The organism is Phycisphaerales bacterium (assembly GCA_040217175.1).
Classification (GTDB): domain Bacteria; phylum Planctomycetota; class Phycisphaerae; order Phycisphaerales; family UBA1924; genus JAHCJI01.
On the sequence record JAVJNT010000001.1, the window covers coordinates 115,804 to 132,731 of the forward strand.

A 16,928-nucleotide genomic window follows, 5' to 3' on the forward strand; every position below is an offset into this window, starting at 1 on the left:
ACGGGGCGAGGGAGCAAGATGGGCCGAGAACCCGGGTGCCGGTGGCGCGTCGAGCACGACCGCCCAAAGCCGTCCACGGAGTGGCCCCGTGCGGAGCACGTCCGATCACGAAAGCCGCCCTCACGGCCCGCCAGGGCCATCGGCGGCCCGGGGAAAGAGTTTTCCTCGCGAGGGAAATGATTTCCGTCGCGAGGAGAACTCCTTCCCCCGCAAGGACAACGGTTTCCGGCGCAAGGAGAACGCCTTCCGTCGCGGGGAGAACAGTTTCCGATGCGACGAGAACTTCCTCGATCGCGAGGAGAAGAGTTTTCGGTGCACGGAGAACGCCGTCCCTCGCGACGAGCAGGTGCGGCGTCGCCCCGACACCGCGCGCGCTCGCGACTCGCGTATGGCCCCGCACCCCCGAGAACGAAGCACCTCGGACCCAACCGGCGGCCGCTCGCGAGCGTCCGGCGATCTCTACACTCCGCCCATGGACGGCCAGCACGTGGGCATCGGCTTGGCGATCGGCAGCGGCCTCGGGGTCGTGCTCGGCTCGATGCTGGGGGCGCTCTCAGGCGACCTTGGCCTGTGGATCGCCCTGGGCGTGCCGCTGGGCGCGGGGCTGGGGCTCGCGGGGGCGCTCGTGTGGCACGAGATGACCCGGCCCGCCCCGCCGGACGCCTGCCCCAACTGCGGCTACGACACCAGCGGCCTGCCCCGCCGGCGCGGCGCCGTCACGTGCCCCGAGTGCGGCGAGGCGTGCACGTAGAGTCGCGTGGCCTACCGGGCCTGCAGGAACGCGTTGCGCGTCGAGACGACGTTCACCGGTTCGCCCGTCACGGGCGCGAAGCCGCCCAGCGGGAAGCGCTGCGTGTAGACGTCCAGGGTCGGGTTGGCCACCTGCCAGCCCCGGCTCCACAGCGGGCCGAAGCTGCGGCTGATGGTCGTGTCGTAGATCAGGCTGTCGAACTCGAAGTCGAAGTTGCCGCGGGCGACCTGGGCGGCGAAGTCGACGTCGAAGGTCAGGTCGGTGTCGTTGGTCAGCTCGGCCGCGAGCGTGTACGTCGGGCGGATGGCGACCTCGGTCGTGCCCATGTTCGTGCCGACGCGCACCTGCGGCACGTCGGCCAGCGGCAGCGGGCCCACGCTCGTGCCGCTGGTGATCGTGCCGTCGGGCCAGCGCAGGTCGACCGACCGCGAGAAGTCGAGCGTCACGAGCACGCCCGCGTCGAGCCCGAACGCCTGGCGGTAGCCGATCGCGTAGACGTTGTCGAAGTCGATGACGTCGTAGCCGGTATCGAGCACGATGTTGTCGCTCATGCTCACGCGGATGCCCGCGCCCGTCGCCACCGAGCCGCCGGTGATGGCCGAGTCGACGTCGATCAGCGCCGTCAGCATCGTGATCTCACCCTCGGCCGCGAGCCGATCGGGGCCGGCGACGCCGCCCGCAGCGTCGATGCGCCAGTCGCCGACCGTGATCTCGGCGGCGGGGGCCAGGGGGCTGCCGATGGTGATGACCTGGCCCACGCCGCCCACGTCGACGCCCTTCCAATAGAAGCGGCCGTCGCCATCGGGGTTGAAGCCGAAGAGCGTCTCGCGCAGGTCGATGTCGATGAGCGGGTAGCTGCGGTGCTGGAACGTGCCGCGCTCGATGCCGCCGAGGATGGCCGTCGCCGTGCTGCAGCTGACGATGGCCTCGGCGAACAGGTTGTTGGAGACCGCGAAGATGGCGTCGAGGTTGGCGTAGGCGTCGGGCGAGCGCGTAATGAGCTGCGAGGCCGGCGAGAGCGTGGCCTCGAACTCGAGATCGAAGAACCCGCCGCCGAGCACGAGGGTGGGGGCGGTCATGTCGATGTCGTAGAACATCGCCGCGTCGACGGTGCCGCTGTCGAGCCCGAAGCCCACGCCCACGCCCAGCTCGGCGACCGCGCTCACGGCGAACCGCGTGTCGACCGTGACGCCCGAGGCCGAGACCGGGGGCGGGTTGATCGGCAGCGAGCCGGTCTCAGCGCCCACGGTGTAGTCCTGCGCGAAGTCGTACACGAAGCCGCCGCCGCTGGCCCACATCGACTGCTCGATGCTGGTGAAGCGCGCGGTGGTCCGCGAGGTCTGCTGCGCGACGGCGGTGCCGGCGACGGCGAGCAGGGAAATGGCGGTGGCCAACGGTCGGAAGTTCGTACGCGGCATCGTTTCACCCTCCACGATCTCGACCACATCGGCGACGCGGCGGGGCCCATCCGCGCTGCATCCCCGGATCGATGGTAGCGATCCGCCCGCGACGGCGGTCGGAGCATGCCCCCCGGAACGAGGCGGTCGCGGCGGCTCGCACGCGTCGGTTCGGCCGCCGATCTCCCCGCCGATCACCCGCCCAGAACCCCAGCATGCACGCACTACCCGGCACCCCGCCGGCCATGCCCCCCCGGCTACGCTGCCCCATGACCATCTCACGGCGTGACGTGCTCTCGGGCGGGGTGATCGGGGCGGCCAGCATCGCCGGGGCGTCCATCGGCCTCGGGCTGCCCAGGCGGGCGTTGGCGGGGGCGCCGAAGCCGCGGCAGGATGGTGGGGGTGGTGGGGGTGATGGGAAGCCGGCCGGCCCCGTGGTCGTCGCCAGCGCGAACGGGCTGGGGGCGGTGGAGCGGGCGTACGGGCTCATGGCCAAAGCAGAGAGCCCGGCCGATCCGGCCGACGCCATCGTCGCCGGCGTGTCGCTCGTCGAGGATGATCCGAACGACCTGACCGTCGGCCTGGGCGGCCTGCCCAACGAGGAGGGCGTCATCCAGCTCGACGCGTCGGTCATGCACGGGCCGACGCACAAGAGCGGCGCGGTCGCGTGCATCGAGGGCATCAAGAACCCCGCCGCCGTCGCGCTGCTCGTGCTCAAGCGCACCGACCACTGCCTGATTGTCGGCGAGGGCGCGCGGCGCTTCGCGCTCGCGCACGGGTTCGAGAGCGAAGACCTCATGACCGACCGCACCCGCGCCCTGTGGATGCGCTGGAAGGCCAACCTCAACGACCGCGACGACTGGCTCGACGACGACCAGCTCGACTGGGACCCGCAGGACCCCATGAACCGTGGGCGTGGGCCGATCGGGAGGAACGAGATCGGGCAGGAACTCGAGCGCCTCGCCGCCGACCACGACGTGCGCTGGCGGCGCGGCGTGCCGTACACGACCGGCACCATCAACTGCTGCGCCGTCGACGCCAACGGCGACGTGGCGAGTTGCACCACCACCAGCGGACTCTCGTGGAAGATTCCCGGCCGCGTGGGCGACTCGCCGATCACCGGGGCGGGCATGTACTGCGACAATGAAGTTGGCGCCGCGGGCGCGACGGGCCGGGGCGAGGCCGTGATCCTGAACTGCGGCGGCTTCAGCATCGTCCGCGCGATGGAACGCGGGCTGGCACCGAGCGAGGCGTGCCTGGAAGTCGCCGGCGACATCGTCCGCCGCACGAAGGAGAAGCGCCTCCGCAGTGACGACGGCCGCGTCAACTTCGACGTCAAGCTCTACGCCGTCCGCAAGGACGGCGCCTTCGGCTCGGCGTCGATCATGCCCGGCGGCCGCTTCGCGGTGTGCGATGCGCAGGGGCCGCGGATCGAGCGGTGCGCGTCGGTGTACGAGTAGGGCGTGTCGACTAGTGGCCGCTGAGGAAGAGCATCGAGCCGACGTAGGCGATCGGGCACGCGACGAGCGGGCCGAATACCCACAGCCAGAACGCCGCCGGGGTCTCGATCCCTTGCATCAATCGACGAATCCGTAGGCCCACGATGATCGGCCCAACCACCCACGTCGCCAGCCAGAGCAGCAGGCAGTACAAGGCGCAACACGCGGCACAGGCCCCGAGTACGTCGATCCACGGGTAAGGCCCCGAGCCCGGTTGTGATGCCAGGAACATGTCCACGCCATAGACCAGGCGCGCGACAGCGTACGTCGCGATGGAAAAGGGCACGGCGAGCGCGATCGGGATCCACAGGACGGCGTAGACGATGCTAAGGACCTTGAGATCCTGGTCCGGCCGCCGAGAAGCGTCGGCGCGATCGCCCGGGTCCATGCCGCACTCAGGGCATGCGAAGTCGTCGGGGATGCCAAAGAGGTCATACTGGCAAAAGGGACAGCGCACGGCACTGGTACCGTGATAGTCTTGCTCGTGTTCGTCCCAGCACTCGGAACACGAAGCCGTCAATCCGGAAAGATCATCCAGCCCATCACGACCCAGATCACGAACGGCAACGCGAGGGGCAGTGGGAGCACCAGCCAGAGCCACCATCGGGGGAGTCGCTGGTGTCGCTCGGTCCACCGGATCCACGCGACGTATGCGAGCAGCACGAGCAGGAAGGGCCACAGCAGCACCGAGCCCATCAGGCCCAGCAGCGTCAGCCCCATCGTGACGTCGAGGATCACGAACTCGCCGGTCTCGGTGTGCCGCCAGCCCGGTCCGCCGGGCCGGGACCACAGGTAGGCCATGCCCGCCACGATGTTGATGGCCGCGGTGACCAGCGGTAGGGCGGCGAAGAACGCGATGGCCCAATAGCACGTCAGCCAGTGGAAGCGGTCCTCGCGCCGGTCGCGCATCTCCTTACGCGTGGCCGCGTCGGTGCCGCACTCGGGGCAATTGGCGCCCGAGTCGATGCCGCCGAGCTCGTATCCGCATCGCGGGCAGCACCGGCGGCGGGCGAGCGTCTTGAGCGCGAGACCCATGGCACCTCCGCACGAGGCTACGCGACGGTCGCCAGCTCGGGCGCCACGCCCGCGGCGTCCTCGAGCACGCGGCGCCACAGCGACTCGAGCTTCGCGTCGCTCACTGGCACCGCGACGCCCAGCTCCTGCGCATAGGTTGCCACGCGCAGCTCCTCGCACATCCAGCGATACTCGGCGAGCGCCGGGCAGCGGTCCATGGCCTCCTGCGCCGCATCGGGCCCGAGCGCCAGCACGCGCCGGCGGCGGGCCTCGTGGTGGGCGATCTGCTGCATCGCGCGGTGGTCGCGGTCGATCGCCGTGCCGCGGAGCTTGTCCAGCCGCAGGCGGTCGGCGTCGAGGTACCTCGGGAGCCGCGCGAGCCAGACCGGCGGCGTGCGCGACAGGAAGCCGCCCGGCGTCAGGGCGCGCACGTGCTCGGCGACGTCGGCGGCGGCCGGCCGCTGCGGCGGGGGGATGTCGGCTTCGGTGCGCGCCCGCAGCCGAACGGCCCTCGCCAGCACCTCGTCGGCGAGCGTGACGGCCGTGTCGGCGGCGCGGCCGAGGTCGTCCAGCCCGTCCTCGATGGCCGCGTCCATCTCGTCCTTCGTGCGTGGCAGGGGCTTGCCCTCCATGAACGCCACCTCGGCCACGAGCGCGAGCAGGTCGCCGCGGAGCTGGTCGGCCGCGCCCAGGACGGAGTAGGTCGCCAGCAGCCCGTCCATCGCCGGAAGCTTCTCGACGTGCTGCTTCAGCGCGCGGCGGGCGGCGAGCATCATCAGCCGGCGCACCCCGCGGCGGTTGACGGCCTCGGCCGCCTCGGGTCGCTCGAGCATGGCGGTGCGCACCGAGTCGCCCATGTCGACGACGGCCGGGTAGGCAACCACGTGCACGCCCGGCCTTCGGATCTCGAGCTGCTCGGGCAGGCGGCCGAAGTCCCACGACGTGATCTCGCGGCGGTCGGGCCAGCGCCGGTCGGCCTTGAGCAGCGCATCGCGCAGGCGGTTGGAAAGGCGGGCCTTGAGGCCCATCAGGTCGCGGCTCTGCGCGAGCTCGTGGCCCTTGCCGTCGATCACGCGGATGTTCGGCCGCGTGTGCTCGGGCACGGGGGCCGATGCGAGATCGTTCGCGTCGACGTCGACGCCGGCGAGCTTCGCCACGTGCGTCGCGAGCGCCTCGGCCAGCGTGGGCGCATCCGCCTGGTCCTTGGGCTGGTCCTTGGTCTGGGCGTTGGCCTCGGCGAACGCCTGGGCGACGGCTTTGGCGTCGATGTTCCGCCGGACGGCCTTGGGCAGCGCGCGGAGCATTGCCTGGGCGCGCTCGGCGAGCAGTCCCGGCACCATCCAGTCGAGGTCGCTCGTGCGCAGCCGACCGAGGGCCTCGATGGGTACGTTGACCGTCACGCCGTCGTCGGCCTCGCCCGGCTCGAAGCGATAGGTCAGCGGAAGCCGCGTGCCGCTGACGTCGGCCTTGTCGGGGTAGCGCTCGGGCGTAATGGCCGACGCGTCGTTCAGGAGCAGGTCGCCGGTCGTCATCTCGAGGCGGCCTGGTTCTTCCTTCTCGGCCTGGCGGCGCCAGGTCTCGAAGCGCTCGGCCGTCCACACGTTGTCGGGCAATCGCTTCTCGTAGAAGGCGAATCGCCGCTGGACGTCGGCGACGAGGTCTCGCCGTCGGGCCTTGTCCTCCAGCGTGCGGAGCTCGTCCTGGAGCTGCTTGTTGGCTTCGAGGGCCTTGGCGTCGGTCTTGAGCTGGCCGTCGACGAGCCCGTGGTGAATGAACAGCTCGCGCGCCTCGGCGGGGTTGACGCGCCCGTAGTCGACGCGGCGCTTGGCGATGATCTCGAGCCCGAAGAGCGAGACGCGCTCGAAGGCGTAGACCTTGCCGCTGCCGGCGCGGAAGTGGGGGTTTTCGTACGTCCGCTTGCAGAGGTCGCCGGCGACCTGCTCGATCCACGACGGCCGCACGCGGGCGCACGTGCGCGCGAACAGCTTGGTCGTGCGCACGAGCTCGGCCGACACGATCCAGTCGAGCGTCGGCGCGTCCTTTCGCTTGGCTCCCTCGAGGATCGCGCTGCTCGGGTGGATCACGAAGTTCTGGCCGACACCCTGGAACTCCTTCTTGTCGCCCCGTTTGCCGATGCCGCCGAGGAACCCCGCCAGGATGGCCTTGTGGATCTCGCTGTAGGTCGCCGGCTTGCTGTTGATGTGGTAGCCCAGCTCGGCCATCAGCCCGCGGAGCTGCTTCTGCGTGTCGATCCACTCGCGCATCCGCGTGAAGCTGAGCATCCGGCTGCGGCAGAGGTTGCCCAGTCGGCCGGTGGTGATGTTGCGCCGCCCGCCGTGGGCGATCTCCCAGAGGTTCCAGTACGCCAGGAAGTCGCTCTCGGGGTGGTCGTACTCGGCGTGCAGCTCGTCGGCCTGGTCGCGCTTGTCGAACGGGCGTTCGCGCGGGTCCTGCACGCTGAGCGCGCTGGCGATCACCAGGATCTCGTTGAGGCAATCTTCCCGGGCCGCGGCGATGAGGATGCGGCCGATGCGCGGGTCGATCGGCAGGCGCGCCAGCTCGCGGCCGATCTTCGTCAGCCGCTGCTCTTCGTCGATCGCGCTGAGCTCGCGGAGCGTCTGCAGGCCGTCCTGCACGGCCCGTCGATCCGGACGCTCGAGCAGCGGAAAGTCCTCGATGTCGCCCAGCTTGAGGGCCTTCATCTGCAGGATCACGCCGGCGAGGTTCGTGCGGACGATCTCGGGATCGGTAAACCGCGGCCGGCTCTCGTAGCTGTTCTCGTCGTGCAGGCGCACGCAGATGCCCGGGCCCACGCGGCCGCAGCGGCCGGCCCGCTGGTCGGCCGAGGCCCGGCTGATGTTCTCGATGGGCAGGCGCTGCACACGCGTGCGCGGGCTGTAGCGGTTGAGCCGCGCAAGGCCCGGGTCGACGACGTAGCGGATGCCAGGCACGGTGATCGACGTCTCGGCGACGTTGGTCGCCAGCACGATGCGTCGCCCGCCGCCGGGCCTGAAGACGCGGTTCTGTTCTTCGGCCGACAGTCGCGAGTAGAGCGGTAGCACCGAGCGGCCAACCTCCTTGCCCTTCTCCAGGCTCTTGGCGACCTCGCGGATCTCGCGCTCGCCGGGCAGGAAGACGAGTACGTCGCCCTGACCTTCATGGCAGACGTTGTTCACCGCGTCGACCGTGGCCTTGACCAGCTCCCGCGTGTCGGTCAGGTCGACGCCCGGCGGCTCGTATCGCAGCTCGACCGGATACGTGCGGCCCGAGACTTCCAGGATCGGTGCACCATCGAAGTGCTCGCTGAATCGCTCGGGATCGATCGTGGCGCTGGTGACGATGATCCGCAGGTCCGGGCGCCGGGGCATGAGGCGCTTGAGGTAGCCCAGCAGGAAGTCGATGTTCAGGCTGCGCTCGTGCGCCTCGTCGACGATGATCGTGTCGTACTTCTCAAGCCAGCGGTCGCGCTGGGTCTCGGCAAGCAGCACGCCATCGGTCATCACCTTGACGGCCGTGTCCTCGCCGTGCCGCTCGTCGAAACGAACCTGATAGCCGACGAGCCCGCCAAGGTCGACGCCCAGCTCTTCCGCGATGCGGGCCGACACGCTGCGCGCGGCGATGCGGCGTGGCTGGGTGTGCCCGATAAGCCCGCCCGCGCCCCTACCCAAACCAAGGCAGATCTTGGGTAGCTGGGTGGTCTTGCCCGAGCCGGTCTCGCCGCACACGACGACGACCTGGTGCTCGCGGATCGCCTCCTCGATCTCGGTGCGGGCCGCGAGCACCGGTAGGTCGAGATCGAAGTCGGGCTTCGGGATGGCCTTGACGCGCTCTGCACGGCGATCAATGGAGGCCTCGAGGGCGTTCTGGGCCCTCAGGAGGGCCTCGGATGCGTCCGAGGTGCCTTGGCCACGCGAGATCTCATCCCGCAGGGTGCGCAGCTGGCGACGCAAGCGGCGACGGTCGGCGACCATCGCGTCGTCCAGGCGACGGAGCAGGCCACGGACGCTCCTGAGAATATCTGGCTGGCTGTGACTCATGCGGCGAACAATCGTAGTTCGCATTTCGGCGGGGCCCGGACGCGTCGGCTTTGCGCGAAGATCTCCGTCGGATTGGTCCGTGTTCGGCGTTTCTTCTTCCCGCGAACGGGTGGATCGATTACAATGGCCGCGAGAGGGATCACTGGAACAGCTCAGTGGAGGTGCAGCCATGGTGTGGAAGTACGGGCCCTGCGTGTGCGTGGCAGGACTGGTCGTGTGCCAGTTCGCGGCGGCGCAGCAGCCGATCAACCCGGTCGATCGATCAGCCTCGGCCTCGGCGTTTGCCGACGGCGAGCAGCGCGTTCGCTTCGAGCAGCTCTACCGGACGTTCGATGTTGAGTTTTCCGTGGGCGAGGCTCCGGCCAGCGTCGCCTCGATCGACCTTGATGCCGGGCCGACGGGTGACCTGAGCTTCGTCGTCGATGCCGTTCTGGACGTGGACGCGACGACCGAGGGCGTGCCAGACGGTCGCGCCACGTCGTTTGCCACCGAAAACCTGTTGTTCGACGTCGACATCGCCACGCCTTTCACGCTCGCTGCCATCTACGGCCGGTCCGAAGCGGTCGGAGCTGCGGCCAATAGCGGCACCATCCGTCTGATCGTCGAAGGCGAGGGCGTCATCGTCCTCGACTCGGGCCAGCGCGTGTCCGAGGTCGTGCTTCGGACCAGCGACAGCGCAACCGGAGAGACGGCGGCCGGCGACCTCGAGCCCGGGCAGTATCGGCTTCGGGTTGACTTCTCGAGCAACGCGGCGGCGATCGGCGGCGACGCCTCGGCTCACTTCGAGGCGCGGGCGTTCTTCGCGACGACGTGCCGTGCGGACGTAACGGCGGATGGCACGCTCGACCTGTTCGATTTCCTGGATTACCAGATCCTGTTTACGAACCGCAACCCGCGCGCCGATTTTACGGGCGACGGCGTATTCGACATCTTCGACTTCCTCAGGTTCATCTCCGCCTTCCAGGACGGGTGCTGAACTAGCGCCTGGGATTGCGGCCCGTGCGCGGGCGTGCGGGCGTTCGCGGAGGGGGGCCGAGCCGCCGAGTGGGCTGGGGCGATGCCGGTTCTGGCATTGGCTCGGCATCTTCCGTGGCCTCGATGGGCGATTGGGCCTCCGGCGGCGCGCCCGAGCCTTCCTCGTTCACGCGAGCGAACACGAGCCGGCCCGCCGATGTCTGCAGGGTCGAGCGCACCGTCAGCACGACCCGCTCGCCGATGCAGTCACCGCCATCCTCGGCGACGATCATCGTGCCGTCGTCGAGGTAGCCCACGGCTTGGCCCTGCTGCTCGCCGGCCCGGAGCAGGTGGACCTCGATCCGCTCGCCCGGCATGACGTTCGATCGCATCGACTGGGCAATGGAATGAAGGTTGAGTACGCGAACGCCGTGGATGCTGGCGGCGCGCTCGAGGCCGCTGTCGGTCGTGATGATGGTGGCGGGGGTGCGCTGGCCGAGTTCAATAAGAGCCTGGTCGACCTCGGCTGCGTGCTGGGTGACCGATTCGACGCTGACCTCGATGGCGCTGGACCGCTGCAACCGGCGGACGGCGTCGAGCCCTGCCCGGCCCCTGGTCCGCTTCATCTTGTCATGGCTGTCGCTCAGTCGCTGGAGCTCATCGAGCACGAACTGCGCGACGATGAGCCTGCTCTGGAACAGGCCCGTCTCGGCCATCGCGATCACGCGGCCATCGATGAGTGCGCTCGTGTCGAGCAGCCACGGCTGCGGACCGCGGATCTGCCGGCTGAACTCGACGTAGGGGATCACGAGGCGGAGGTCGTCCTGCGTCTGGAAGACGGTGACGATGGCGAGGTAGGCAAGACCAATGCCCAGCAGGATCTTGCCCATGGCCATGAGCTCGGGTAGATCGATGCCCCAGGCCTGCACGACGACGTCGATCACGGCCCACAAGACCAGCGTGGCGACGGTCGCGAGCACGAGCCCGACGAACACGCTCACGAGCGTTGCGATCTTCTTGCGGGGCGTCAGCAGGTCGACGGCGATCGCCGAGGCCGCGATGACGAACGCGGCGATCATCGTGGCCCACCAGTAGAGGCTGGCCAGCGGGGTCTCGTCAGGGTCGCCCTCGATGGGCGGACGCAGCACGAACAGCAGGGCCACGGTCAGGAAGAGCGCGAAGAACCCCACGCGCACGATCGTGACCAGCAGGAATCGCTGGCGACGCTGGCTCTCAATAGGATCGATCGGTGCCGACATGGGGTCCCCGGGTGCTCGTGCGGCAGGTCGCTCGCGACCGCCATACCCACCATCGACCATACGTTGCCAGCGGCCGCCGTGTTGCCCGCGGGGCCGGCGGGGGCTTCTCGGGGCCGTTGCAATCTGCTACAGCGTCCGGTATCATCCGCCCGCCCGCACCCCCTCTGGTTGGTGGCCGGGCCCGGTGCGTGGGTGGCCTCGTGAACCGGGTCAGGGCCTGACCGCAGCAGCCCTAAGCGGCGGTTGCCCGGCGCCGCCGGTGTCCTGGCCACCAACCACGGTGGGTGCCGCAGATGCGTCAAGGGTTCCCCGTCTGCCCGGCCCGGGCCGCACCGCCCGGCGTTCGTTGTCGTATCAATGCGTGTACGGACGATGGATTCTCGTACGCCCATGACCACCGAGCGCCCCAACCTCCCGACGCCCACACGCACGCTGCGGCTTGCCAGACTGATCGTCCGCCGACGGAGACTCTCGCACGCCGTGTGGTTGCTGGAGCGAAGCCTCGTCGTTGCCGGGCTCGCGGCTCTCGTGCTCGTTGTCGTGGCGCGGGGCCTCGGGGATGCGGCATGGGCGACGCCCGCCGTTGCTGGACTGGTCATCGTGTCCGCGCTCGCTGCAGCCGTGTGGGCCTTGTCGCGGCGCCGCTCAACCGAGAGCGCGGCCGCTGAGGCCGATGCCCACGCGGGGCTTCGCGATGCGCTCGTAAGCGCCGTCTTGCTCTCGCGTGGCAAGCCCAGCGAAGATCCGGGCTTCTCAGCGCTCGCCGTGTCGCGTGCCGAGTCGGTTGCGAGCCAGATCAAGCCAACCGAGGTTGTGCCGGTGCGGCTGGGCCGTGGCTCGATCGTCGGTCCGCTGGTCGTCGCGGTTGCTGTTGCGGCGGCCGCCTTGCTCCCGCCTTGGGGACGACAGCCGATCGCCCAGGAAGCGTCGGTCGTACGAACCGATCCGCAGCAGGTCGAGCAAGCACGGCAGGGCATCGAGGGCCTGGCCGAGGCGCTGGAGCAGCAAGCCGCCGAGGCAGGGCTCGACGAGCAGGACGAGGCGAGCGATCGCGTGCAGCGAGAGCTCGAACGCCTGCGCGAAATCGAGGACGAACTTGCCCAAGGATCGCGTGATCCGCAGGAGGCGATGACTGAGGCGGCGGCTGCCGCCACAGAAGCCGCCGAGGCGATTGAGGACGACGCCCGACGCCGTGAGCTCGCCGACGAGGCACTCCGGGACGCCCTGTCGAGGCTCGAGCAAACCGCCGACGCCGAGCGACTGGCGGAAGACTCGCTGCGCGGCGCCGCCGAGCGACTGGCGGACGCGATGGAGCGCGGCGACCTGGAACGGGCCGCCGAGGCCGCCGAGGAATTGCGCGAGCGGTCCGAAGATGCCGGCGTCACCGAAGAGGAACGGCGTGAGGCCGCCGAGCGGCTCCGCGATATGGCCGAGCGCCTCGATCAGCAAGCCGGCCGGGCAGAGCCCACGCCGCCCGCGACCGAGCAGCAAGACCCAGCGACGCCGCAGGATCCTCGGCAGAGCCAAACGCCGCAACCGGAGCAGTCGCCCGAGCAGGAACCGCAAGATCCCGGTGACTCATCGGCGCCGCAGCCCGAAGACCGCGATGCGCAGCCGGGCGAGCGGGATCAAGGAATCAACGATCAGCAATCGGATGCCCAGCAGGAGCCGGCGCGCGACGAGCAATCCGGCGACCGCGAACGAAGCGAACAACAGGACCAGACCGGTTCCGAGGCCAACTCCGAAGAGCAGCAGCGCGAGCAGGCCCGGCGCGACGCCCAGGACCAGCAGCAGCGGCTCAGCGAGTCGATCCGCGAGCAGGCCGACGAGATCGAACAGCAGCCCGGCGAGTCACAAGAGCAACCGCAAGAAGGCCAGGAGCAGTCGCAGGAGCAGGGGCAACCGGAGCCCGGTCAGGGCGAGCGGCAAGGGGCGCAAGATCAACGCGAGCAGGCGGGCGAGCCGTCCGAGTCCGGGCAACGCGAGTCCGGCCAGACCGAGCCGAGGCAGGCCGAGCCGGGTGGAGAGCAACCCGGAGAGCAACCGCAGCAGCCCAGCCAGGAACCGTCGCAGTCCGAGCAAGGCCAGTCCGAGCCGGGCCAACAAGAGCCGGGTCAGCAAGAGCAAACGTCTCGAGAACTAACGCCGGGCGCTTCGTCCGATCCATCGCAGACGGGTGACCAGGCGTCCGAGCAGCGACCGGGCGAGCAACCCGGCGAACAGTCCGGCGAACAGGCCCAGGAACAGGAAGGCGAGCAGGAAGGCCGAGAGCATGGCGAGTCGCAGGGTGATCAGCGACAAGGCCTGTCCGAACGACTTCGGGACCTTGCCGACCGGCCGCGCGATGCCCAGCGTCAGCAGCAGCAAGCCGAAGACCTGCGGCGTCGGGCTCGCGAAGCGTTCGACAACATGTCGCCCGAGGAGCAGCAGGAGTTGCTGGACCGCCTGCGTGAGCAGGGACGCCAAGACCCGGAGGGCCAGGAGGGCATGGCGCCCGGCGGCGAGCCGGGAGACGAGCAGGGCGGACCGGGCGAAGAGCTCGTGCCCGATGACGATCGTCGGCCGGGCGAAGGGCCAGACGACGTCGATCCCTGGCAGCGCGAACTCATGGACATGACTCGGTCCGAGGCAGGCCAGGACGAGGCCATGCGTACCGTGGCCGAGTGGTTCGGCGAAGGACGTGACGTACCTGGCGACGGGTCCTCGCCAGCAGCGCAAGACGTGCAGCGAGCCGCGCGAGGCGCCCAAGACGCCATCGAGCGGGAACGCGTGCCGAGGCGTCGCAGCGAGCTCATTCGCAAGGTGTTCCAGCGGTACGCCGAGCGATTCGGCCAGCAGGCGCCGACGCCCGCCGGCGAGTCCTCAGGCGGTGGTGGCTCGTGAGGCAGTTCGCGTTCGAGAACGCCTGGTGGCTAATGGCGGCGATTGCCGCAGTGCCCCTCGGCGTGATGGCGCTGGCAGCGTTCCGCACCATGACACGCACGCGGCGGAGCACCGCGGCCATCGCACGGCTCGTGCTCTTCTCGTTGATCGCCGTCGCGCTGGCCGGCATCAGCGGCATTCGCGAGAACGATCGCATGGCCGTCGTGATCGCCGTCGACGTGTCCGGGTCCGTACTCCGCTACGGCCCATCCGACGACGCGAGCGGCTCGCCCGTGCTGAACGCTCGTCGGTTCATCGAACAAGCCGGCGAAGACCGCGAGCGCGACGACATGCTGGGGGTGCTTGCTTTCGCCGATCAGCCTGCCCCCGTGCTGTCCCCCTCGTCTGGCCCGGTAGCCGACCGTGGCCTGCCCGAACTCGGCGAGGCCGGCACCGACATCGCTTCGGCCCTCAACGCGGCGGCCGCGATGATTCCGACCGACGCGGCCGGGCGAATCGTGCTCATCACCGATGGCAACGCAACGATCGGCGACGAGCTCGCCGCTGCCGAACGCCTCGCGCGTGCACGCACGCTCGGCGAGGCCGCTCGCGGCGGACTACCGATTGACGTGGTGCCCATCGAGTACTTCGTGCGACGCGAGGTGCTCGTCGAGTTCGTTGACGCGCCGCCGCGCGCCGCCAGGGGCTCGGTCACACCAATACGCGTCGGCCTGCGCGCAACCGCGCCCGCCGCCGGCACGCTCCGACTCCTGCTGAACGGCCGGGACATCGGCCAGGAGCGACGCGTCCTGCTCGACGAAGGGCGGAGCGTCGAGCTCTTCCAGGTACCTCTGCCCGAAGGACGCATCCATCGATTCGAAGCCGTATTCGAGCCCGAGGAACGCGAGGGCGTCGTGGCCGACACGACGCTTGCCAACAACAGCGGCCGGGCCTTTACCATCTCGCCCGGCGACGGAGCCGTGCTTTTCGTTCGCGGCGACGGGACCGCCCAGGGTCAGACACTGATCGAGACGCTCGAACGCCTGGGCCTGACAATCGAACGCCGCTCGCCCGTAGGCGTCCCAACCGATCTGGTCGAGTTCGAGGCGTACGACCTGGTGTTGCTGGTCGGCGTCGGCGCGGACGAAGTGCCCCAGGATGCACAGGAAGCACTCGCGACGTTCGTGACCGAGTTGGGCGGCGGATTGATCATGGTGGGCGGCGACCGCTCGTTCGGCTCGGGCGGCTGGCGTGGCTCTCCCATAGAGGCAATCCTTCCCGTCCACCTCGACCTCCCGCAGCGTGTCCAGACGCCCGAGGTCGCCATCGCCATCGTGCTCGACAACTCCGGCAGCATGCGACGCAGCGTGCTCGGCTCGGCGCGGTCGCAGCAGCGCATCGCCAACGAGGCCGCATCGCTGGCCGTGCTCAACCTGCACGACACCGATCAGGTCGCGGTCATCTCCTTCAACAACTCGACGAACCTGGTCGTACCGATCGGCCCCAACACCGACCCGCGCGATACTGCAGCCAAGATCCGGGGCATTCCTTCGGGCGGCGGCACGCGCGTCGGTCCAGCGCTCCGCCTCGCAGCCGACCAGGTTGGTAGCGTCGAAGCCAAGAGCCGGCACATCATCGTGCTGACCGACGGACTGTCGACCGATGCGCAGGTCCTGCCAGGGTTGGCGTCGCAGATCCACGCGCGAGACATCACGATCAGCACGATCGCGGTGGGGGATGCCGCCGACACCGACACCATGAAGCAGGTGGCCGAGGCCGCCGATGGCACGTTCTATAACGTCATCAACCCAAACGTGCTGCCGCAGGTGTTCCTCAGCGAAGTGCAAGTCACGCGCTCGCCGCTGGTGCGCGAGGGGCAGATCACGCCGGTCTTGCTGCCTTCGCCCTCGCCTGCCACCGTCGGCCTGGGGACACCACCGCTGCTGGCGGGCATCAACCTGACCCGCGCGAAAGACGATCCGACCATTACGCTTGCGATGGCGACCCGCCAAGGCGAGCCGCTGCTGGCTCACTGGAATGCCGGGCTGGGCCAGGTCGCGGCGTTCACTTCCGACACCGATCGATGGGCCGAGCGGTGGGTTTCGTGGGCAGGATACGAGCGGTTCTGGGGCCAGCTCACGCGGGCGATGAGCCGGAACACCGAGGATGCCGGGCTGACCATGCGTGTCAGGCACGACGATGGTCGGCTGACGCTGCAGGTCGAGGCCTACGACGAGGACGGCGTGCCGATCGATGGCATTGCCGCGACGGGCACGATCTACGACCCCCAGGGCCGGGCGTTCGACGCCGCATTGGGCCAGGTCGGGCCGGGCACGTACGAAGCATCGCGGGCCATCACGGGCGCCGGCTCGTACGTCGTGGTCGTGCGACCGACGCGCGAGGGGCGGCCGTTGCCGCCGATGCTCGCTGGCGTTCCTGTCTCTGGTGGCGTCGAGTATCGCAGCCTGTCTTCGAATGCTACTGCCGTGCGCGCGATCGCCGAGGCAACCGGCGGCCGGGTACTGAGCTTCGCCGACGCAGAGCGCGTCTTCGATCGCGGCGACGTCCGCCCGAGCGAATCGCGCAACCCACTCTGGCAGATCGCGCTTGGTTGGGCCCTGGCCGTCCTGGTGCTCGACATCGGCACGCGCCGTGTTGCTTGGGATCGGCTGCTCAGCAGCGCGTTCGGGGCCGACTGGCTCCGTGCGACGGCGACGCTCACGTCGCAGGGTCGCGCCGCCGGCCGATCGATCGGTGCCCTGCGGACCCAGGCTGGTGCGAAAGCCGACGACCGCGTCCGCCGGACGCGGAACGCCGACGTCGACGTTTCGGCGACCGCCGCCGATGCACAGCGATCGGCTCACGAGGCTCAGCAGCGCATCCTCCGCGCTCGGGCCGAGCGGCTGGCGGCCCGAGCCAGAGAGTCCGCGGCCCCATCTGATCCGAGCGTGCCGACTGAGCCGCGGAAAACGCCGCCGCCCAAGGCCGAGCCCGAGGCCGAAAGCGGGTTGCTCGCAGCCAAGCGACGGGCGCGGCAGAGGTTCGAGGAAGATTGACCGACCCGGGCCGTACGCCTCACAACGCGGTCGCACGAAATACGCCCCGTGGCCTTTCGACCACGGGGCGTGTGTCAATCAGGTACGGCCGACGAGCGG

Annotated in this window: 10 protein-coding genes and 1 other RNA gene; 6 read left to right on the plus strand and 5 right to left on the minus strand. The window is 69.6% G+C overall.

Annotated features, from left to right (window positions below):
- Nucleotides 1-472: 472 nt before the first annotated feature.
- The gene (locus RIA68_00525) at nucleotides 473-751 is read left to right on the plus strand and encodes a hypothetical protein (GenBank protein ID MEQ8315916.1); all 279 of its coding nucleotides are present in this window, start codon (nucleotides 473-475) and stop codon (nucleotides 749-751) included.
- A gap of 11 nt (nucleotides 752-762) precedes the next feature.
- Here the strand turns inward: RIA68_00525 and RIA68_00530 are convergent, their stop codons facing one another.
- Complete coding sequence (locus RIA68_00530) at nucleotides 763-2,169, minus strand: hypothetical protein (GenBank protein MEQ8315917.1); 1,407 nt, start codon at nucleotides 2,167-2,169, stop codon at nucleotides 763-765.
- A gap of 248 nt (nucleotides 2,170-2,417) precedes the next feature.
- Here RIA68_00530 and RIA68_00535 point away from each other — a divergent pair, with 248 nt between their 5' ends.
- Nucleotides 2,418-3,608 carry a N(4)-(beta-N-acetylglucosaminyl)-L-asparaginase gene (locus RIA68_00535; protein ID MEQ8315918.1) on the plus strand — a complete coding sequence of 397 codons (1,191 nt, stop codon included), beginning with the start codon at nucleotides 2,418-2,420 and terminating at the stop codon, nucleotides 3,606-3,608.
- A 10-nt stretch (nucleotides 3,609-3,618) separates the two neighbouring features.
- Here RIA68_00535 and RIA68_00540 read toward each other — a convergent pair whose 3' ends face one another.
- The 3 genes from RIA68_00540 to hrpA are packed head-to-tail and all read right to left on the minus strand — an operon-like array spanning nucleotide 3,619 to nucleotide 8,698.
- Entirely contained in the window at nucleotides 3,619-4,104 is a 486-nt protein-coding gene (locus tag RIA68_00540) for a hypothetical protein (GenBank protein ID MEQ8315919.1), read from the minus strand.
- A gap of 59 nt (nucleotides 4,105-4,163) precedes the next feature.
- Nucleotides 4,164-4,682: a hypothetical protein gene (locus RIA68_00545; GenBank protein MEQ8315920.1), complete on the minus strand. Its 519-nt coding sequence runs from the start codon at nucleotides 4,680-4,682 to the stop codon at nucleotides 4,164-4,166.
- 17 nt (nucleotides 4,683-4,699) lie between these two features.
- Nucleotides 4,700-8,698, minus strand: coding sequence for an ATP-dependent RNA helicase HrpA (gene hrpA, locus RIA68_00550; protein MEQ8315921.1), 3,999 nt, complete (start codon nucleotides 8,696-8,698; stop codon nucleotides 4,700-4,702).
- A 169-nt stretch (nucleotides 8,699-8,867) separates the two neighbouring features.
- Between hrpA and RIA68_00555 the strand changes: the two genes are divergently transcribed.
- A complete protein-coding gene (locus RIA68_00555; GenBank protein ID MEQ8315922.1) occupies nucleotides 8,868-9,674 on the plus strand; it encodes a GC-type dockerin domain-anchored protein in 807 nt (268 codons plus the stop codon).
- Nucleotide 9,675: 1 nt separating this feature from the next.
- Here the strand turns inward: RIA68_00555 and RIA68_00560 are convergent, their stop codons facing one another.
- Nucleotides 9,676-10,911, minus strand: a complete 1,236-nt coding sequence (locus tag RIA68_00560; GenBank protein MEQ8315923.1) for a hypothetical protein — start codon at nucleotides 10,909-10,911, stop codon at nucleotides 9,676-9,678.
- A 173-nt stretch (nucleotides 10,912-11,084) separates the two neighbouring features.
- Here RIA68_00560 and ffs point away from each other — a divergent pair.
- From ffs to RIA68_00575, 3 genes are all read left to right on the plus strand, one after another.
- Nucleotides 11,085-11,184: signal recognition particle sRNA small type (gene ffs, locus RIA68_00565), an RNA gene on the plus strand.
- 117 nt (nucleotides 11,185-11,301) lie between these two features.
- The gene (locus tag RIA68_00570) at nucleotides 11,302-13,794 is read left to right on the plus strand and encodes a hypothetical protein (protein ID MEQ8315924.1); all 2,493 of its coding nucleotides are present in this window, start codon (nucleotides 11,302-11,304) and stop codon (nucleotides 13,792-13,794) included.
- Nucleotides 13,791-16,829, plus strand: coding sequence for a VWA domain-containing protein (locus RIA68_00575; GenBank protein ID MEQ8315925.1), 3,039 nt, complete (start codon nucleotides 13,791-13,793; stop codon nucleotides 16,827-16,829). Before RIA68_00570 ends, RIA68_00575 begins: the two co-directional genes overlap by 4 nt.
- The last annotated feature ends 99 nt before the right edge of the window (nucleotides 16,830-16,928 follow it).